Origin of the sequence: Kitasatospora sp. NPDC050543 (assembly GCF_044457565.1) — a bacterium.
Classification (GTDB): domain Bacteria; phylum Actinomycetota; class Actinomycetes; order Streptomycetales; family Streptomycetaceae; genus Kitasatospora.
Genome location: NZ_JBITGZ010000012.1, coordinates 143,133 through 160,964 on the forward strand (window position 1 = coordinate 143,133; position 17,832 = coordinate 160,964).

At 73.8% G+C, this 17,832-nt stretch carries 15 protein-coding genes and 1 pseudogene; 8 read left to right on the forward strand and 8 right to left on the reverse strand.

The features are described from left to right. Positions 1 to 13 precede the first annotated feature (13 nt). The 5 genes and pseudogenes from ACIBH3_RS17440 to ACIBH3_RS17460 form a co-directional block, all read right to left on the reverse strand. Positions 14 to 348 (reverse strand): annotated as a pseudogene (locus ACIBH3_RS17440) (response regulator transcription factor); the annotation flags it as partial. Continuing rightward, complete coding sequence (locus ACIBH3_RS17445; protein WP_396312838.1) at positions 349 to 1,461, reverse strand: hypothetical protein; 1,113 nt, start codon at positions 1,459 to 1,461, stop codon at positions 349 to 351. Between the two features lie 55 nt (positions 1,462 to 1,516). Continuing rightward, complete coding sequence (locus ACIBH3_RS17450) at positions 1,517 to 3,112, reverse strand: threonine/serine exporter ThrE family protein (RefSeq protein WP_396312895.1); 1,596 nt, start codon at positions 3,110 to 3,112, stop codon at positions 1,517 to 1,519. Between the two features lie 558 nt (positions 3,113 to 3,670). Next, a complete protein-coding gene (locus ACIBH3_RS17455) occupies positions 3,671 to 6,028 on the reverse strand; it encodes a hypothetical protein (RefSeq protein ID WP_396312839.1) in 2,358 nt (785 codons plus the stop codon). 85 nt (positions 6,029 to 6,113) lie between these two features. Next, positions 6,114 to 8,036 (reverse strand): ATP-binding protein, encoded by a 1,923-nt coding sequence (locus tag ACIBH3_RS17460; RefSeq protein ID WP_396312840.1) that lies wholly within the window; start codon positions 8,034 to 8,036, stop codon positions 6,114 to 6,116. Between the two features lie 343 nt (positions 8,037 to 8,379). Between ACIBH3_RS17460 and ACIBH3_RS17465 the strand changes: the two genes are divergently transcribed. Continuing rightward, on the forward strand, positions 8,380 to 8,697 hold the full coding sequence (locus tag ACIBH3_RS17465; protein ID WP_396312841.1) for a hypothetical protein: 318 nt from the start codon (positions 8,380 to 8,382) through the stop codon (positions 8,695 to 8,697). 392 nt (positions 8,698 to 9,089) lie between these two features. Continuing rightward, on the forward strand, positions 9,090 to 10,247 hold the full coding sequence (locus ACIBH3_RS17470) for an acyl-CoA dehydrogenase family protein (RefSeq protein WP_396312842.1): 1,158 nt from the start codon (positions 9,090 to 9,092) through the stop codon (positions 10,245 to 10,247). 180 nt (positions 10,248 to 10,427) lie between these two features. Here the strand turns inward: ACIBH3_RS17470 and ACIBH3_RS17475 are convergent, their stop codons facing one another. Further along, positions 10,428 to 10,709: a hypothetical protein gene (locus tag ACIBH3_RS17475; RefSeq protein ID WP_396312843.1), complete on the reverse strand. Its 282-nt coding sequence runs from the start codon at positions 10,707 to 10,709 to the stop codon at positions 10,428 to 10,430. A 147-nt stretch (positions 10,710 to 10,856) separates the two neighbouring features. On the opposite strand from ACIBH3_RS17475, the gene ACIBH3_RS17480 reads away from it, so the two are divergent. Then, positions 10,857 to 11,174: a cupin gene (locus ACIBH3_RS17480; RefSeq protein ID WP_396312844.1), complete on the forward strand. Its 318-nt coding sequence runs from the start codon at positions 10,857 to 10,859 to the stop codon at positions 11,172 to 11,174. On the opposite strand, the gene ACIBH3_RS17485 is transcribed toward ACIBH3_RS17480, so the two are convergent. After that, on the reverse strand, positions 11,171 to 11,773 hold the full coding sequence (locus ACIBH3_RS17485) for a TetR/AcrR family transcriptional regulator (protein WP_396312845.1): 603 nt from the start codon (positions 11,771 to 11,773) through the stop codon (positions 11,171 to 11,173). The two genes, ACIBH3_RS17480 and ACIBH3_RS17485, sit on opposite strands and share 4 nt — an antisense overlap. A gap of 122 nt (positions 11,774 to 11,895) precedes the next feature. On the opposite strand from ACIBH3_RS17485, the gene ACIBH3_RS17490 reads away from it, so the two are divergent. From ACIBH3_RS17490 to tatA, 3 genes are all read left to right on the forward strand, one after another. Continuing rightward, complete coding sequence (locus ACIBH3_RS17490; RefSeq protein WP_396312846.1) at positions 11,896 to 13,479, forward strand: MFS transporter; 1,584 nt, start codon at positions 11,896 to 11,898, stop codon at positions 13,477 to 13,479. Positions 13,480 to 13,738: 259 nt separating this feature from the next. Next, a complete protein-coding gene (locus tag ACIBH3_RS17495; RefSeq protein ID WP_396312847.1) occupies positions 13,739 to 14,095 on the forward strand; it encodes a YidH family protein in 357 nt (118 codons plus the stop codon). A gap of 169 nt (positions 14,096 to 14,264) precedes the next feature. Further along, positions 14,265 to 14,558, forward strand: coding sequence for a Sec-independent protein translocase subunit TatA (gene tatA, locus ACIBH3_RS17500; RefSeq protein ID WP_396312848.1), 294 nt, complete (start codon positions 14,265 to 14,267; stop codon positions 14,556 to 14,558). A 220-nt stretch (positions 14,559 to 14,778) separates the two neighbouring features. Here the strand turns inward: tatA and ACIBH3_RS17505 are convergent, their stop codons facing one another. Next, positions 14,779 to 16,242: an MFS transporter gene (locus ACIBH3_RS17505; protein ID WP_396312849.1), complete on the reverse strand. Its 1,464-nt coding sequence runs from the start codon at positions 16,240 to 16,242 to the stop codon at positions 14,779 to 14,781. A gap of 128 nt (positions 16,243 to 16,370) precedes the next feature. Between ACIBH3_RS17505 and ACIBH3_RS17510 the strand changes: the two genes are divergently transcribed. Both ACIBH3_RS17510 and ACIBH3_RS17515 read left to right on the forward strand, forming a co-directional pair. Next, positions 16,371 to 17,069, forward strand: a complete 699-nt coding sequence (locus ACIBH3_RS17510; RefSeq protein ID WP_396312850.1) for a MerR family transcriptional regulator — start codon at positions 16,371 to 16,373, stop codon at positions 17,067 to 17,069. Positions 17,070 to 17,243: 174 nt separating this feature from the next. After that, positions 17,244 to 17,822, forward strand: a complete 579-nt coding sequence (locus ACIBH3_RS17515) for a potassium channel family protein (RefSeq protein WP_396312851.1) — start codon at positions 17,244 to 17,246, stop codon at positions 17,820 to 17,822. The last annotated feature ends 10 nt before the right edge of the window (positions 17,823 to 17,832 follow it).

Sequence of the window (17,832 nt, forward strand, 5' to 3'; positions counted from 1 at the left end):
GCGTTCGGGCGCGTCAGTCGGCGAACCCCGGCACCACCAGGCCGGACTCGTACGCGATCACCACCGCGTGGGTCCGGTTCTGCGCGCCGAGCTTGGTCAGCACGTTTCCCGACGTGGGTCTTGACCGTCTCCAGGCTCACGGTGAGCGAGTCCGCGATCTCCGGGTTGGACAGGCCGGTGGCCCATCGACCGCAGCACCTCCTCCTCCCGCCCCGTCAGCGCCGCCTTCGGCAACGCCTCGGCGGAGCCCAGCGGGCGGGCGGCGACCGTCCGGCGCAGTGCCGCCGGGAAGAGGATCGCCTCCCCCGCCGCCACCACCCGCACGGCCTCCGCGATCTGCCGCCCCGGCTACCGCCGGGCCCGGGGCGTCCTCAGGTGCGGGTGCGGGTGCAGGTAGCGGTGCGGCGCCCGGGGTTCCGGCCCCGTGCCGGCCGACGGCTCCTGCGGGGCCGGTCCGCCGGCGCGGACGCCGTACGTCCTGCTGCGTCCGGCCCGTACCGTACGGCGGCGCTGCCGGGCGCGGTCCTGGCGGCCGGGCTGCCCGTGCTCCACCGCACCGCCGCCGGCCGTACCGGGCCCGGGGGCGCCGGCCGCCGAGCGCCGGTCGGCGAGCCGGGCCGAGCGACGGGCCAGGGCGCGGGCCTCGTGGGCGTCCAGGTGTGCGGTGGCGCGGGCGGCCATCCGCTCGGCGACCCGGTGGGTCGCGGTGTGGTGGGCGGGGACCTTGTCAGGGGCGCCGGCGATCAGGTCGAAGACCCAGGTGCGCGCCCGGTCCGCGCGCCGGTGCAGCAGGCGTTCACGCCGGAGCGCCCGGGCCCGGCGGCGCGGGCGGGTGGCGTAGCGCCAGCGCGCCCACGGGCTGCTCGGGCGGGCCAGCCGGATGGCGCCGATCCAGGACAGACCGGGCACCATGATGCCCAGCAGCCCCGTCCAGACCTTGCCCTTGACCAGGGCGATGATCGACACCAGCGCGTTCACCGAGATCACCGCGACCAGGCCCCAGCGGGTCTCCTGACTGGGCACCACCCCGAGCGGCACGTAGCCGGTGAGCAGCAGTGCGGTGAACAGGATGCCGAAGATCACCGCGTCCACGGACTTGCGGCCCTGCTCGCTCCAGTACACGTCGTCCAGGTGCAGGATCAGCGCGAACTCGTCCAGCACCAGGCCGCAGCCGATGCCGAAGCAGAACCCGAAGCCGTCGATCCACGGGTGTCCGCCGTTGGTGGCGAACACGCCGACGCCGCCGACCAGCAGGAAGCCCAGGCCGAAGACCATGTGGTGGATGTGCAGGCCGCCCGGGGTGATGTTGCCGGGCCACCAGCGGACCTTGGCGCGGATCATCCGCACGCTGACCCGGATGCAGACGAAGGACGTGATGAACCCCACCAGCAGCAGGAAGAGCGGCTGCTTGTGCGCCGCCACGATGTGCTCGTGGTAGCCGTCCAGCAGGGTCCTGATCATTGGTCGTACCTTCGTTCCAGGTGCTGCTCCGGGACTGCGCCCGGCTGACGTGCGCTCAGAAGCCTCGGGTGCGCTTCGCCGCCCGCCTGGGCAGCGCCGGGTAGAGCTCGGGCCGCTCCGCGCCGCCGGGGATCTTCATGAACAGACGCGCGACCTCGCCTCCGAGGTTGACCCCGATGGCCAGGGCCATGGCGAGCGCGGCCGCCCGGCTGATCGAGACCAGGCCCGCGCTGGAGTGCCCCTGGGCGAAGGAGAGCATCCCCAGGTAGATCGCGGAGCCCGGCATCAGCGGGCCGATCGCGGCCGTGACGTACGGCAGTGCGGAGGCGTAGCGATAGCGGGCCATCAGCTGGCCGAAGAGGCCCACCAGTCCGGCGGCGACGCCGGTGGCGACTATCGGCGAGACGTCGGCGTTGACCAGCACTCCGTAGCTCGACCAGCCGATCGCGCTGTTGAGGGTGACCAGCGCCAGGCTCCTGCGGTCGGTCTGCAGCAGCATCGCGAAGGCCAGCGCCAGCACCATCGCGGCGACCAGCTGGACGGGCGGGTAGTCCACCCCGACCAGGCTCGCGTCCGGATTGAGGTTGGAGATGAAGCCGACCCCGGCGTAGAGGATCAGCATCACGCCGATCACGATGCCCGCCACCAGGTAGATCACCTCCAGCAGCCGGGCGGCGGCGGTGATGTAGAAGCCGGTCAGGCCGTCCTGGACGGCGGCGACCATGGCCCGGCCCGGCAGCAGCGCGAACAGCCCGCCGGTGATGACCACCGAGCCGCGCAGGCCGAGGTCGATGAACGAGAGGATGATGCCGGAGAGGGCGGCCGGCATCGCTGCGACCACGAACTGGTAGAACTCGGGCAGCCCGCGCCGGGCGATCAGCGAGGCCAGCCGGTCGCCGAGGATGGCGGCGACGAAGGCGTTGGCGAACACCAGCCAGGCCTTGCCGTCGATCCGCCCGCCGACCAGGAAGGTCGCCGCGCCGGCCAGCAGCCCGGTGGTGAGCGAGAGCAGCCAGACCGGGTACGGGTGCCGGTTGCGGCGGATCACGGCGAGCCGGCGGTACGCGTCGTTGACCGTCACCTCCTCGGCCGTGATGTCGGCGACCAGCTTGTAGACGGCGGCGAGGCGGGTGTAGTCGGAGGTACGGCGGCGGACCACCCGGTCGGCGGTGACGGGCGCGTCGACCAGCGAGGGCTGGTAGGAGATGCCGATCAGGGTGAAGGTGACCTGCGGCTCGCAGCGGTCCAGCGCGTAGGCGTGCGCGATGCCGAGCATGGCCGCCTCCACGTCCTCGGCGGCCTCGCCGCTGGCGAGCAGCAGCTCGCCGATGCGCAGGGTGAGGTCGAGGATGCGCGGGACGTTCTTGGCGTGGACCTCGGGCGGGCGCTCCTGCGTGGGGGTGCGCTCGTAGCCGGGGCGCTCGTGCATGGGTGTGCGCAGCAGGGTGCGCATCCGGTCGGGCCAGGGCGCGGCGCCGGGCGCGCCGGCGTTCAGCATCGGGATGCCGGTGGGCGGCGTGTAGCCGGCGGCGCGCCAGTCCTCGGGGGTGAGGGTGTCCTCCGCGCCGGTCGCCCGGCTCTCGCGCGCCGGAGTGTCCCGGGCGGGGGTGTCGTACGGCGCGGGGTCGTAGGACGCGGGGTCGTAGGGCATGTCGTCGTCGGTCCGCGCGGGGCCGTACGGCGCGGCGTCGAGCGCCGGGGCCGGGCCGGCCGGCGCGTCGCGGGCCTCGACCGCCGGGGTCAGCAGGCCCTCCGTCTCCAGGGCCGCCGGGGCGAGCGGGATGACGGTGGTGGGATCGGCGGCCGGCGCCGGGTGGCCGAGCAGACCCTCGGTGGGCGGCGCCTTGGACGGATGGACGGGCTCGCCGGACTGGACCTGCCCGGCCGGGCTCGCGGCGCGGGTGGGCCGGGCCGCTCTGCCGCCCCTGGCTCTCTTGCCGCCACCCGGCCGGCCCCGCTTCGGCACTTCCCGCTCCTCGCCCCTGGTGGCAGTCCACCGTTCGATCTCCGCCTACACCTTGCCTGATCGAACCACGGGACGCACATATACGCGGCGGCGGGCCCGCCCGCCCCGGGAGGACCAGCCGGCGCAGACCACGACCGCGCCCCGGACCGAGGCCACCCGCCGCCCGCCGGGAAGCGGGAAACGGGAGGCACGCGGCCGGAGGCACGACCCGACAGGCAAGAGGCGAGAGGCGAGGGCCGCGCCTCAGAGGCCGTAGCGCTCGGCGATCTCCTCGTGCCCGGCGGTGTCCACCCCCGCCGTCCTGGCCAGCTCCAGCCAGGCGAGCGGGTGCGGCCAGTGCGCGGTGAGCCGGCGCAGCAGGGCGTCCGCGTCGGCGGCCTGGGCCGTGGGCGGCACCCCGAGCGCCGCGTAGACACCCGGCAGCATCGCGTCCTCGTCCTCGGGGTCGGTGATCGTGTACTCGTCCCCGCTGTAGACCCAGACGCCGTACCCGGCCTGGGCCAGCGCGTCGCGGAAGGCCCGCCATGCCTCGTCCCCGGGCCAGCCGCCGTCGATCCAGTAGGTGGTGTAGCCCGCCGGGTCGAGCAGGGCGAGGTAGCGGAAGGTCGGGCGCCAGCGCTCCCGCTCGGGGGTGCCCTCCTCCGGAACGGGCTCCAGCAGCGCGGGGCCGAAGACCACCACGTCGTGGTGGTTGACGGCCAGCTCCTCGCCGAGCACCGGCAGGATGCGCGCCGTGGCCGGGCCGGTGCGCACCGCCGGGAGGTCGACGGTGGAGCCGTTGGCCCGGGTCGCCCGGACGGCGATCAGCTGCCACTCCTCCTCGACCGGCCCCTCGGGCTCGTCGAACTCAATGCCGAGCAGGGCGCCGGCGCGGCGCACCGCCGCCCAGTCCCGGTTGACGGTGGCGGCGGTGATCAGACGCCAGAGATCGGGCTCCTGGACGGTGCGGTGCTGCTCCTCGGGCTCGGCGCCTTCGGCCGGCGGGGCGTGCACCAGCAGCTCCTCGTAGAGCCGCTGTGCCTCGGCGTGGTCGCCCAGCTCGGTCGCGGCGGCGGCGGCCAGCCGACGGGTGTTGATCCGGTCGGGCTCCCGCGCCAGCAGCAGGGCGCACTGTTCGCCGACCTCGGCCCAGCGGCTCTCGGCGGCGGCCCAGCGGGCCCGTGTCCAGTACGCGTCGGCCGGGCGGGTGGCCATCAGGCGGTCGGCCAGGCGCCGTACGCCCTCGCCGTCCCGGGCCTCGATCAGGGCGGAGCCCAGCATGCCGACCAGGTGCTCGTGGCCCGGGTCGGCGTCCAGGCGCTGCCACAGCAGCTCGGAGGCGGCCCGGGCGTGGCCGAGGCCGCCGAGCACGCCGGCCAGGTTGAGTACCAGGTCGGTGGCGTCGGCCGCCGGACCCCGGTGCCGCTCCAGCGCGGCGGCGATCAGGTCGGCCTCGGCCTCGGACGCGCCGCCCTGCTCGCGCCCGGCGAGCAGTTCGATCAGCTCCCCCGGCGGCACGGGCAGCTCCGGTACGGGCAGGGCCTCGGCGGCCGCCCGCAGCTCGGCGATCTGCTCGGCCACGCCCTCGGTGCGGCGCAGCTGGGCGAGCTTGCGCTCGCCGGTGCCGGCCAGCGTCAGCGCGACGGTACGGGCGCCGCGCCGCAGGGCCAGCCGGCCGGCCGTCAGCAGCAGGTCCACGCAGGGGCGGTGGGAGCCGGCCGTGTCCAGGTAGCCGACCCAGTGCGCCAGCGCGGCGCCCAGCTCGGTGTCGTTCTCGCGGGCGCCGGCGGAGACGAGCAGCTCGACCGTCTCGGCCCAGGCGTGCCGGAGGTTGGCGTGCTCCGCGGCCTGCGCCATGGTGGGCAGCAGGGCGAGGGCCTCGTCGGTGCGGCCGAGGCCGGCCAGCGCGCGGGCCCGCAGCAGGGCGCCCCAGCGGCGGTCGCTGCCGTCGATCTCCTGGCCACGGGCGCGCTCGGCCTGTTCGGCGGCGTCGATCACGGCGAGGACGTCCTCGTGCCGGCCGAGCAGGTGCAGCGTCCCGGCCCTGGACTGGTGGAAGCGCAGGGAGAGCCGCTGGCCGGCGGACTGCATCCGGGCGCCGGCGGCGTCGAGCCGGGCGAGCGCCTCGGCGGGGCGGTCGTCGTCCTCCAGCGCGTCGGAGTACTCCCGGGAGAGGCAGTCGTAGCAGGCGCGGCTCGGTTCGATCCGCTCCAGGGTCTCTCCCAGGACGGCCAGCCGCTCCTGGACGTACCCGGGGCCGTCGACCCGGGCGTGGCAGATCGCGAAGTCCTGCACGGTGCAGACGGACTGGGGGCAGCTCGCGGTCTCCTCGCGGTGCGCGAACTCCAGCAGGTCCACCGCCTCGGGGAGGGCCTGCTCGCCCTGGTTGCGCTTGTTCAGCAGGTTCTGCATCCGCCAGTGCCTGAGATAGACCTCGACCCAGGGGAGGTTCAGCGCACGGGCCGAGGCCAGCGCCTCCGGGAACACGGCGTCGAGCTGGTCGTCGCGGCCCTCGTTGGCGTGGCCGGGGATCTCGTAGATGGCGTTGGCCAGGCGGTGGTGGCCCGCCTCGGCCAGCTGGTTGTGGGTGTCGTGGACCCAGGCCCAGATGTCGGTGGTCATGCGGTCTCCCCCTGCGGGTGGTGCCGTGCGCCCTCGGAAGCGCTGTCGGACAGTGTGCGGCCGGCCACTGACAGTCCGTCCGCTCTCATGCCGGCTCGCCGTCGGAGAGGGGGCCGGGGCTGTCCGGGACGGCGGGCAGTCCGGCCGGGACGGCAGCGGTCAGGGCCGAGACGGCCGTCCCGATGCCGGCCAGCGCGGCGGTCAGGTCGCCGCCCGCCGAGCCGGAGGCGGTCGCCATGATCACCTTGAGCGAGCGCAGCAGGCCCGCGGCGGTGGCGCTGCCGGTGTGCCCGGCGCGGTAGGCGGTGAGCAGGTCCTGGACGGCGGGCGAGGCCAGGTTGAGGTAGAGCCTGGCCCGTACCTCGCCGTCGGTGCGGGCGGTGAAGGCGCGGGCCAGGCGCAGCGCGGCGGACGGGATCCGGGCGTCCGCCTGGTCGTCCTCGATCCTGGCCTTGAGCTCGGCCTCCCGGTCGGGTACCAGCACCAGCGGCAGGCCGGGCGGGTCGAACCGGGCCGGGACGAGCTGTTCGCCCTCGTCCGCGAGCGCGGCGCAGAGCCAGGCGCCCTCCTCGGCGGGCAGCGGGCGTTCGGGGTCGCGGAACAGCTCGCGGTTGCCGCTCGCGCTGCCGAGCTCGACGATCCGGCAGCCCCGCAGCTGGCAGTAACGGCGCAGGAACGGCAGCACGGCGTACCGGTCGCCGCGCGCGATCGGGACCTGCATGGCGCGGTAGAGCATCTCCTCGAAGCCGCCGCCGCTGCCGAGCGCCACGTGTACCGCTCCGCCGCCCGCTCCGCCCTCGCTGGCGGCCCGCAGCGCACCGGCCGTCAGGTCGCCCTGCGAGGTGGGGACGGGCACGTCGTCGGCGAGCAGGGTGAACAGCCGGTCGTCGCACAGGGCGGCGCCGAGCAGGTCCTGCCCGTGCCGGGCGAGGATCCGGCGCCAGGCGGCCGGGCGCAGCCGGGCGGTCTCGTGGAGGCCCGCCACGATGGCGTCGGTGAGGGTCTGCTGGAGGGCGCGGTAGTGGTCGTCGCGCTGGAGGTCCTCGCGGCTGGCGGTGGGGGTGAGGCGGCTGGACTCGATCACTCCGCCGATGAAGCCGGCCCAGCCGGGCAGCAGGTCGCGGGCGTCCTCGGCGAGCAGCATGCCGCGCAGGTGGACCGACAGGTCCCGGTTGTCGCTGCTGCCGTAGGTGCCGCCGTCCTGGACCCAGAGCAGGCCGATCGCGTCGGTGCCGCCGTCCACCGGATCGACGGGGAAGGCGGTGAGCGGCTCGAAGCGGCGGCCGAAGGTGGTGGCGAAGCGCATCCGCGCCTCGTACTGGTCACCGGGCACCGGCTGCCGCCAGGGCACCGGGACGTTGTTGACGGGCTGCTCGTCCTCGCCGACGTGGACCGGAATGGGCAGCAGGACGCAGTAGCGGGCGAGCACCTCGCGCAGCGCGTACTCGTCGGCGAGGTGGGCGTGTTCGGGTTTCAGGGCCAGCTCGACGACGGTGCCGGGGGTGGGCCGGGCGGCGACCGGTTCGACGCTGTACTGCTCGCCGCCGCGGCTGCGGTAGCGGTGGCCGAGGTCGGGTTCGCGGTGCGAGGTGGTGGTGACGGTGACCTCGCGGGCGACCGAGAAGGCGGAGAGGAAGCCGAGTCCGAACGCGCCGATCAGCTCGTCGTTGCCGGTGACCTCGCGCAGCAGCCGGGTGTAGCCGGTGCCGACGGTGGCCAGGTAGGCGTGGATCTCCGGTTCGGTCAGGCCGGCGCCGGTGTCCTCGATGCTCACCAGAGCGCGGGCGGCGTCGCCGCGGACCCGGATCAGCGGCCGGTGCGCGCCCTGCGGGTCCTCCAGACGGCGGCGGGTGTGGGAGTCGTGGGCGTTCTGGACGAGTTCGCGCAGGGCGACCAGTGGGGTGGAGTAGAGGTGCGTGGCGAGGACGCTCACCAGTCCGCCGAGATCGACCTCGGTCGTTCGCAGTTCCTCGGCGGGCGCGGGGTCGGGGCGGAGACCTTCAGACATGGGTCCAGAGTCTGCCAGTACGACCAATACGCAGACCATCCGATATCCAGCGCATCCTTCGGTCAACCGGGAGTTGACGTCGGCCGGTCACCCGACCGGCCCTCCCAGCAGGCCCAACGCACCTCCGTCCGGGGGAACTTCACTGTCTCGGCGCACCCACGCGAACCCGCCGCCCGTTGCGACCTTATGCCTTCTTCATGACACCATCGGGCGAATTGCCACCCATTCGGTGGAACTGGCCGTGTAGGCCGGTGAATGCTGAGTGTGCGACGCCAGGCAACGGCGCGACCGGGGCGGCCACCTCGGATCAGCCGATCTCGCACCACCTCACCAGGAGACCATCGTGTCCCGAATTCGCACAGTCGCCGCCGTCACCGCCCTCGGGGCGTTCCTGCTCGCGGGCGTCGGCACCGCCCAGGCCGACAACGGCGCCGGCTCCGACCACCACGCCAACAGCAGCGTGGTGAGCAACGTGGGCTCCGGCAACATCGTCGGGGGCGTGCACGGCAACGGCAACGCCGCGCAGCAGACGGCCACCGGCTCCGGCGGCAGCAACCAGAACAACACCCTCGGGGTGGCGGGCAACTCCGGCGGCGTCGGCGTCGCGCAGGGCAACGGCAACCTCTCGGACGAGGTCTACTACCCCGTCGTCCTCGACTAGGCCGCCGCACGGGCCGGCCGTCGGCAGCGGGCAGGCGGCGGTGGCCGCACCCCCGGGGACCCGCCCCACCAGCGCGGGGGCGGGCACCCGGCGCGGCACCCTCCACCACCACCCCGACGGCCTACGACACCCGGCGGGGGCGGGCCACCACGGCCCGCCCCCGCCGACCTGTGTCCGCCGGCGAGGGCGCGCTACGAACGGCCGCGGACACCGTCGTTGACCAGCGCGGACATCGCGCGCACGCTGGTTGCGCGGGGTCGGCGCGGACTATGGACAGCCGAAGCTACCGGGGATTAACTTGTCCAGCGGTCAACTACGCCCCCGACAGCGCGCCGGCCCGCCCAGCCGCGGCGCCACCGCCCGGCGGGAGCGCCACCGAAGGGAGCCCCACCGTGCGCCGCACCGTGTTCGACGAGAACCACGAGGCCTTCCGGGAGACGATCCGGGACTTCATCGCCAAGGAGGTCGTGCCGGTCTACGAGAGCTGGGAGAGCGCCGGCCACCCGCCGCGCGACTTCTACCGCAAGCTCGGCGCACTGGGCGTCTTCGGCATCGAGGTCCCCGAGGAGTACGGCGGCGCCGGCGAGACGGGCTTCAAGTACCAGGCCGTCGTCACCGAGGAGACCGCCCGCGCGGGCGTGAGCTTCGGCTCCGCCGGGGTGCACACCGGCCTGGTGCTGCCGTACCTGCTGGAGTACGCGAACGAGGAGCAGAAGCGCCGGTGGCTGCCGGGGTTCGTCTCCGGCGACATCATGACGGCCATCGCGATGACCGAGCCGGGCGCCGGCTCCGACCTCGCCGGTATCACCACCACCGCCAGACTCTCCGCGGACGGCACCCACTACGTCCTCAACGGCGCCAAGACCTTCATCACCGGCGGCGTGCTGGCCGACCTGGTGCTGGTGGTCTGCCGCACCTCGCCGTACGACCCGGCCGACCGCCGGGCGGGCCTGTCGATCCTGTGCTTGGACACCACCGCCGAGGGCTACAGCGTCGGGCGCAAGCTCCAGAAGATCGGGCTGCGCACCTCCGACACCGCCGAACTCGCCTTCAGCGACGTCCGGGTGCCGGTGGAGAACCTGCTGGGCGAGGAGGGCCTGGCCTTCGGCTACCTCACCCACAACCTGGTGCAGGAGCGGCTGGCGATCGCGGTGGGCGCGTACGCGGCATCGGCGGCGGCCGTCCGCTTCACCGTGCAGTACGTCAAGGACCGCAAGGTCTTCGGCAAGGCGGTGGCCGAGTTCCAGAACACCAAGTTCTCACTGGCCGACTGCCAGGCCCAGGTGCTCGCCCAGCAGTCGATGATCGACCGGGCCCTGGAGCTCTACCAGCAGGGCGGGTTGACCGTGGCGGACGCCGCGGCGGCCAAGCTGTTCTGCACCGAGTCCGCCTCCGAGCTGATCGACAAGTGCCTTCAGCTGCACGGCGGTTACGGGTACATCCTGGAGTACCCGATCGCCCGGCTCTACACCGACAACCGGGTGTTCCGGATCTACGGAGGCACCAGCGAGGTCATGCGCTCGATCATCGCCAAGTCGATGGGGCTGTAGCACCGTCGCGACGGGACACCGCAGAGCGCGACACCACGTGACGGGGCACCGCAGGGCGCGACACCACGTGACGCCACGGCGCACCGCGACGCCCGTCACGACAGGCCCCACCCCGACGACCGCCGCCACGCAGCGGGCCGCGCACCCTCGCCCGGCCCGCTGCCACCGGCTCGGCCGGCGTCAGTTTTTCGAGGACACGTCGTGCGCGTTGCGCCAGGTCTCCCAGCCGGCCGCCTTGGCGGCCACCGAGGCCTCCTTGGCGTGGTGCAGCGCCCGGTGCGCCCGCTCGGCGGGCGGCGTGTCCATCTGCCGCACCCAGCCCCGGCCGGCCGAGGCCAGCGCCACACACACCATGGCCGCACCGGCCAGCCCGACCAGCGCGCCGGCACCGGTGAGGACGACCCCGCCGATCATGAGCGGACGGTTGATCTGGAACCCGCTGAAGACATTCTGATTCGCCATGTCTCCACCATGGGCGAGACCGGCCACCCCCGCACCCCGAGCGCCACCCGATGTGCGCCACCGGTGGCACCCGGGCGCCGGGCCCGGGGTGCGCGAGCCGTCCGGTCGGCTCTAGGGTCGCGAACGGGGCCCCTCCAGGAGGACGCGATGGAAGATCTCGTACAGCTCGCCGACGAGCAGGCCGCCAAGGCCGCCGCCAGCGCGCACGGACGCAGCGCCCACCTGCTGATCCATGACGGGCCGCTGCGCCAGACGGTGATCGCGCTCACCGCCGGCACCGCGCTGGACGAACACAACGCGCCGGTCGCCGCCAGCCTCCAGGTGCTGCGGGGGCGGGTCTCGCTGACCATCACGGGCCGGCGCGAGGAGCTGTCCACGGGCCAGCTGCACCCGATCCCGCAGGAGCGGCACGGGCTGCTGGCCCACGTGGACTCGGTCGTCCTGCTGACCGCCGTCACCAACTAGCGCGGCACCCGGGCCTGTTCCCCCGTCAGCACGTCGCCGGCCAGCAGCCGCAGGCCCTGGAGGATGTCACCGCCAGCGGGCGCCTGGTCGGGCGCGGCAAGCCACTGGGCCGCCAGACCCGCCAGCAGTGACTGGTAGAAGCTGCCGCGGGCCAGCTCCTCCTCGGTGTCGGGCACCTCCTCGACGCCCTGGAAGAGTGCCGACAGCCCGAGCCGGGCGGTGCGCTGCGCGGCGCCGAGCGACTCCTTGAGGTCCGGCAGGTGCTCCACCTGGCTGATCGCCTCGAACTGGGCGGCCCACAGGCCCCGGTGCTCGGAGAAGGTCTTCAGCACGTCGTCCCAGACCGCGGCGAACCGCTCCTGCGGGTCCTGCCCGGCCTCGCCGGCACCGGCCACGGCGGCGGCGAGGGCCTCACCCCACTCGCCGGTGGCCTCGATCAGCGCCAGGCTGAGCAGCGCGTCCTTGGAGCCGAAGTGGTAGCCGATGGCCGCCAGGCTGACGCCGGAGGAGGCGGCGATGTCCCGGGCGGTGGTGCGCCCGTAGCCCTTCTCGTAGAGGCAGCGCTTGGCCCCGGCCAGCAGGTCTTCTCGATTTCCCATGCCCGAAGGCTACGCCAGATCTGTACAGGCGTCTTGCACGAACGAGCCAGACGAACGAACCAGACGGACGAGTGAGACGAATGTACTAGACAAACGTCTGACACGCCCGTACCGTCTTCCTCATGACCGCAACCAACGGCCTCGCCGGCCGCCGCGAATGGACCGGCCTCGCCGTCCTCCTGCTCCCGACCCTCGTCCTCACCATGGACATGGGCGTCCTCTTCTTCGCCGTCCCGTTCATCAGCACGAGCCTGGCGCCGAGCGGCACCCAGCAGCTGTGGATCATGGACATGTACTCGTTCCTGCTCGCCGGACTGCTGATCACGATGGGCGCCCTGGGCGACCGGATCGGCCGCCGCCGGCTGCTGATGATCGGCGCCACCGGCTTCATCGGCGCCTCGCTGCTCGCCGCCCACGCGGGCGGGGCGGGTGAGCTGATCGCGGCCCGGGCCCTGCTCGGCATCGCCGGGGCGACCGTGATGCCCTCCACGCTGGCGCTGATCCGCAACATGTTCCTCGACCCGAAGCAGCGTCAGATCGCGCTCGGCGCCTGGGGTGCCGTGCTCACCGCCGGGGCCACCCTCGGCCCGGTGGTCGGCGGCCTGCTGCTCGACCACTACTGGTGGGGCTCGGTCTTCCTGATCGCGATCCCGGTGATGCTGCTCGTCCTGCTCGCCGCCCCGGTGCTGCTGCCCGAGTACCGCGCCCCCCGCAGCGGCAGCTTCGACCTGGCCGGCGCCGCGCTCTCGCTGGCCGCGATCCTTCCGCTCGTCTACGGCATCAAGACCCTCTCGGTCGAGGGCTGGAGCCTGCTGCCGGCGCTCGCCGTCCCGGCCGGACTGCTGCTCGGCGCCGCGTTCGTGCACCGCCAGCGCACCGCCGCGAACCCGCTGCTCGACCTGAGCCTGTTCAGGATCCGCGCCTTCAGCGGGGCGATCAGCGTCAACACCGTCGCGATGTTCGCGATGATGGGCTTCACCCTCTTCACCTCGCAGTACCTTCAGCTGGTCAAGGGCATGAGCCCGTTCACCGCCTCGCTCTGGGCGCTGGTGCCGAGCGTCGGGGTCGGCGCGGCGGTCGGGATCTCCGGCGCCCTGGCCGGCCGGGTCCGCCCGGCGATCCTGATGACCGGCGGCTTCCTGATCGGGGCCGTGGGCTTCGCGATGATGACCCAGGTCGGCGCCCACTCCCCGCTCTACCTGATCCTCACGGCCGCCGGCGTCCTGGCCGCCGGCACCGTCGGCACCATGACGCTCACCGCCGAGATGGTCGTCTCCGCGGCTCCGGCCGAGCGGGCCGGTGTCGCCTCCGCCACCTCGGAGACCGCGGTCGAGCTCGGCAGCTCGATGGGTATCGCCCTGCTCGGCGCGGCCGGCGCCGCCGCCTACCGGACCCAGCTGGAGGACCGGCTTCCGGCGGGCCTGCCCGACGGCGCGGCCCGGGCCGCGCAGGACACGCTGGGCGGCGCCGTCGCCGCGGCCGGCGAGCTGCCGGGCCGGCTGGGCGGCGACCTGCTGGAGGTCACCCGCACCGCGTTCACCGACGGTATGCACCTCGCGGCGGTGGTCGGGCTGGTCTTCACGATCGGCGCCTCCGCCCTCGCCTACGGCCTGATGAGGCACCTGCCGGTGCAGGGTGCCGGCGCGACGAAGGCCGAAGCCGGATCCGCCGAGACCGCCGAACCCACCGCGGCCGGTACCCGCTGACCCCACCGGTCGACCGACCGGCCGAGCCACCGGTCGGCCCACCGGTCGGTGCCGGAGGAATCGGCGAGGCCCCTCCGGCACCGGCCGGGCAACCGACCCCCACCTGGTGGCGAGAGCCCTGAACGCGAGTCCCCTCCCCACGGAGGGGACTCGCGCGTTCGCCGCCCGCCCCTCCCGCCGCAACCCGCGCTGCGCGCAGCGGGCGGCTCGCCTAGGGTCGCCAGCAACAGCCACGACCACCCGCTGGAGACCCGCCCCGATGCCGGAACCCGCCTGGCGCCGCGAGGACGAGGAGCCGGACTACCGCTTCTCGCTCGCCAACGAGCGGACCTTCCTGGCCTGGGTCAGGACGGCGCTGGGCCTGCTCGCCGGCGGGGTCGCGATCGACCAGCTCGCCACCGACCTCGCACCGGCGGCGCTGCGGACGGCGCTGGCGGCGGTCTGCGCGCTCGGCGGGGCGGTGCTGGCGGCCCTGGCGTACCGCCGCTGGTCGGCGGTCGAACGGGCGATGCGCGCGGGCAATCCGCTGCCGCACACGCCGGTGCTGATCATGCTGGCGGTCGGTGTGGCCCTCATCGCCGCGGTCTTCTGCGTACTGATCGTCAGGAACGCCTGAGTCCAGGCGACGGCGTCCGGCCCGGCCGGCCGGACTCCTCGGCGGCACCTGGTCTTTGACCAGCGTTTCCCGGCCGGTGTATACGTTCTCCGGTTTAGCCAGGCATACTGGCCAGGTCGGGCGACCCGCTCGGCACAACGGCGAGAATCGAAAGGACCGGTGGTCAGGGATGCTGCGTAACGGTCTGGAGCCCTGGCACGTCCTAGTAGTGCTGGCTGTCGTCATCCTGCTCTTCGGCTCGAAGAAGCTGCCCGAGATGGCTCGGGGCCTCGGCAAGTCGATGCGCATCCTGAAGGCCGAGACCAAGGCCCTTCGTGAGGACGACGCCCCCGCCGAGGGCTCCACCCAGAACGGCACCGCCGCGTCCACCGCGTCGCAGCCCGCCGACCAGCCGCGTCCGGCCGTCACGCCGACGAACGTGACCACGGCGGCCGAGACCAACAAGTCGGCCACCACCGCCTGAGCAGGCACCCCACGCTTCCGGAGCCCGCGACCCGTCAACGGACGGGTCGCGGGCTCTGTCGCCTGTCCGGGCGGTTCTGCCCCTCCCCGAGGCCTCCGGGGCGGCCCTGACACACCATGCCCTCCGAGCACCGCCGGCCGGCAGCCCGACCCGATCCGTCGCAGTGGGGTTCCCGGACGGTCCGGGCGGCCGCTGAGACCGGACCCGGGCCGGGGCCCGGTCAGTCGGGGTCGGCGGCGGCGAGCACCTTCGGCTCGGCCACCCGCGGCACCGCCGCCGCGGTGGGCGCGGCGATCCGCACCGCGCGCCCCGGCCGGCGGATGAACAGTGCGGCCAGCGCACCCGCGAGCACCACCGCGACGCCGAGCCAGAGCGACTGCCGCAGCCCGTCCTCGAAGGCCGAGCGGGGCCCGTGGGACAGCCCGGCGTCGAAGGCGTGGGTGAAGACGGTGGTCAGCACCGCGATCCCCAGCGCACCGCCGAACTCGCGGACGGTGTTGTTCACCCCCGAGGCCTTGTTGTGCTCGTGCTCCGCCACGCTGCCGATCACCGTGGCCGGCACCGCCGCGAACACCAGGCCCATCCCCACCCCGGCCAGGGCCAGCGCGGGCACCAGCGCCGGGTACGAGACGTCCGGGCCGATCAGCAGCGCGATCCAGCCGAGCGCGGCCGCCTGCATGGCGCAGCCGAGCGCCTGGAGGATGCCGCCCCCGACCCTGGGGACCAGCGCGCTGGCGATCGGCACCACGATCATCGGCGCGGCCGTCCAGGGCAGCGTGCGCAGCCCGGCGCCGAACGGCGTGTAGCCCATCGGGCCCTGCATGAACTGGGCGAGGAAGAAGATCGAGCCGAAGACCCCGAAGTACATCGCCAGCGAGACGGCGTTGCTGAGCATGAACGGCCTGATCCGGTACATCGCCAGCGGCACCAGCGGCTCGGGCACCCGGCGCTCGTGGACGGCGAAGACCGTCAGCAGCAGCCCGGCGGCGGCGAGCCCGCCCAGCGTACGGGCTCCGCCCCAGCCGTGGTCGGCGGCGCCGACGATGCCCCAGACCGCGCTGACCACGGCCGAGGTGGCCAGCAGGATGCCGGTCACGTCCAGTGCCGCGGCCCGGCCCCGGCTCTCCCGGATCGCCCACAGGGCGAGCGGGAGGGCGGCCAGGCCCACCGGCACGTTGATCCAGAAGATCCAGTGCCAGTCCAGCCCCTCGGTGACCAGGCCGCCGGCCAGCGGGCCGACCGCGACGCCCAGACCGTTGACCCCACCCCAGACACCGACGGCCAGCGCCCGGCGGGCGGGCGGGACGGCGGCCACGGCCAGCGTCAACGAGACCGGCAGGATCGCCGCCGCACCCGCGCCCTGGAGCACCCGGGCGGCGACCAGCTGGCCGGCGGAGTCCGCCAGGCCGCAGGCGGCGGACCCCAGGGTGAAGAGCAGGATGCCCCAGACGAAGATCCGCCGGCGCCCGAAGCGGTCGCCCAGCGCCGCCCCGGCCAGCAGCAGCCCGGCGAAGGCGAGCACATAGCCGTTCACCACCCACTGGAGTTCGGCCTGGCCGACATGGAAGTCCGCGCTCATCTCGGTGAGCGCGTTGGTCACCACGAGGTTGTCGAGGGACACCATGAACATCGGGATCGAGGTCGCCAGCAGCGCCCAGAGCGCTCCCGGCCGGTTCTTCTGCATGACCGGTCCTTCTGATGGATAGTGGAGCTGCCCGTTTTGGATAGCAGACAGCATAGGTATCTATATAGGGTGACCGCAAGAGGAAGTGGACAGGTAAGCTATCCATATCGCCGGGATGAGGAGAGCCGATGCGCATCGGAGAGTTGAGCACCAGGACCGCGGTCCCGGTACCGACGATCAAGTACTACCTCCGCGAGGGCCTGCTGCCGGCCGGCGAGCGCACCAGCCCCAACCAGGCCCAGTACGGCGACGCGCACGTACGCCGGCTCAAGCTCGTCCGCGCCCTGCTCGACGTGGGCAAGCTCTCCGTCGCCGCCACCCGCGAGGTGCTGGCCTCGGTCGACTCACCCGACAGCACCCTGCACCACACCCTCGGCACCGCGCAGATCGCCATCACCCCGCCGGTCACCCCCGACCCCGACTCACCCGCCTGGCAGCAGGCGTACGAGCGCAGCGAGGCGGTGATCGCCCGGCGCGGCTGGCGACTGGAGCCCGGCAACCCCGCCCGTGACCTGCTCACCCAGCTGGTGCTCACCTACCACGACCTGGGCGAGGGCGACATGCTCTGCGTCCTGGACGAGTACGCGGCCGCCGCCGAGCGGATCGCCGCCGCCGACATCGCCGCGATCGGTACGCGCGCGGAGGTGGACAGCAAGGTCGAGGGCGCGGTGCTCGGGACGGTGCTGGGCGACACCCTGATCGCCGCGCTGCGCCGGCTCGCGCAGGAGGACGCCTCGGCCCGTACCTTCGGCCCCGTGACCGGGCGTACCGCGAGTACCGCGAAGCCCGCGGAGGCGCCCACCGGGGAGCCTGCCCCGGCGGGCTGAACCCGCACCCGGCCCCACGGAAGCGGCCCGGCCCCACGACGCCCGGCCCCACGAAGCCCGGGCGCCGTAACCCAGGGCGGGTGACCGGACGGCGCAGCCCGCCGGGCAGCCGGGGCCGGCCGGCCGCAGGCTGGGAGGAACCGCGCCCGACGCCCCGCCAGCAGGCAGGTACCCGTGAAGCTGCCCCCACCACCCCGCACCGGCCCGGACTACTTGGGCTGGGCCGGACTGCTGGTGGGCTTCGGGCTGCTGATCGCCGCCTACTTCATGCTGCCGCTGACCGCGTTCGGCCCCCACCACCCGACGCTCAGCTGGATCGTGTTCAGTGTGGCGCTGGTCGGGCTGTCGGTGCTGCTGCTGTTCCAGATCCGGCAGGTGCTGCTGGAGGCCGAGGGGCGCCCCGGGGTGCAGCTGGTCTTCCTGAGCGCCGTGTCGATGGTGATCTTCTCCGCCTCGTACTACGCGCTGTCACGCGAGCCCGGCGCGTTCATCGGCCTGAACACCCGGACGGACGCGCTCTACTTCACGGTGATCACCATGTCGACCGTCGGGTACGGGGACATCACCCCCGCCACCCAGACCACCCGGCTGCTGGTGGTCCTGCAGATCCTCTACAACTTCGTCTTCCTGGCCGCCGCGGCGAGCGCCGTCAGCGGCCGGGTGCGCAGTCAGGTCGGTGTCCGGATGCGCAAGCGGGGGAAGGACGGGACGGGCGGCGCCACGCCCGAGGGCGAAGGCCCCGCGGACCCCTGACCGCCCGCCG

What these genes read in the sequence shown, in the direction of transcription:
- ACIBH3_RS17445 (WP_396312838.1), bottom strand. Translation starts at nt 1,461, where the DNA reads ATGATCAGGACCCTGCTGGACGGCTACCACGAGCACATCGTGGCGGCG.
- ACIBH3_RS17450 (WP_396312895.1), bottom strand. Translation starts at nt 3,112, where the DNA reads ATGCCCTACGACCCCGCGTCCTACGACCCCGCGCCGTACGACACCCCC.
- ACIBH3_RS17455 (WP_396312839.1), bottom strand. Translation starts at nt 6,028, where the DNA reads ATGACCACCGACATCTGGGCCTGGGTCCACGACACCCACAACCAGCTG.
- ACIBH3_RS17460 (WP_396312840.1), bottom strand. Translation starts at nt 8,036, where the DNA reads ATGTCTGAAGGTCTCCGCCCCGACCCCGCGCCCGCCGAGGAACTGCGA.
- ACIBH3_RS17475 (WP_396312843.1), bottom strand. Translation starts at nt 10,709, where the DNA reads ATGGCGAATCAGAATGTCTTCAGCGGGTTCCAGATCAACCGTCCGCTC.
- ACIBH3_RS17480 (WP_396312844.1), top strand. Translation starts at nt 10,857, where the DNA reads ATGGAAGATCTCGTACAGCTCGCCGACGAGCAGGCCGCCAAGGCCGCC.
- ACIBH3_RS17485 (WP_396312845.1), bottom strand. Translation starts at nt 11,773, where the DNA reads ATGGGAAATCGAGAAGACCTGCTGGCCGGGGCCAAGCGCTGCCTCTAC.
- ACIBH3_RS17490 (WP_396312846.1), top strand. Translation starts at nt 11,896, where the DNA reads ATGACCGCAACCAACGGCCTCGCCGGCCGCCGCGAATGGACCGGCCTC.
- ACIBH3_RS17495 (WP_396312847.1), top strand. Translation starts at nt 13,739, where the DNA reads ATGCCGGAACCCGCCTGGCGCCGCGAGGACGAGGAGCCGGACTACCGC.
- tatA (WP_396312848.1), top strand. Translation starts at nt 14,265, where the DNA reads ATGCTGCGTAACGGTCTGGAGCCCTGGCACGTCCTAGTAGTGCTGGCT.
- ACIBH3_RS17505 (WP_396312849.1), bottom strand. Translation starts at nt 16,242, where the DNA reads ATGCAGAAGAACCGGCCGGGAGCGCTCTGGGCGCTGCTGGCGACCTCG.
- ACIBH3_RS17510 (WP_396312850.1), top strand. Translation starts at nt 16,371, where the DNA reads ATGCGCATCGGAGAGTTGAGCACCAGGACCGCGGTCCCGGTACCGACG.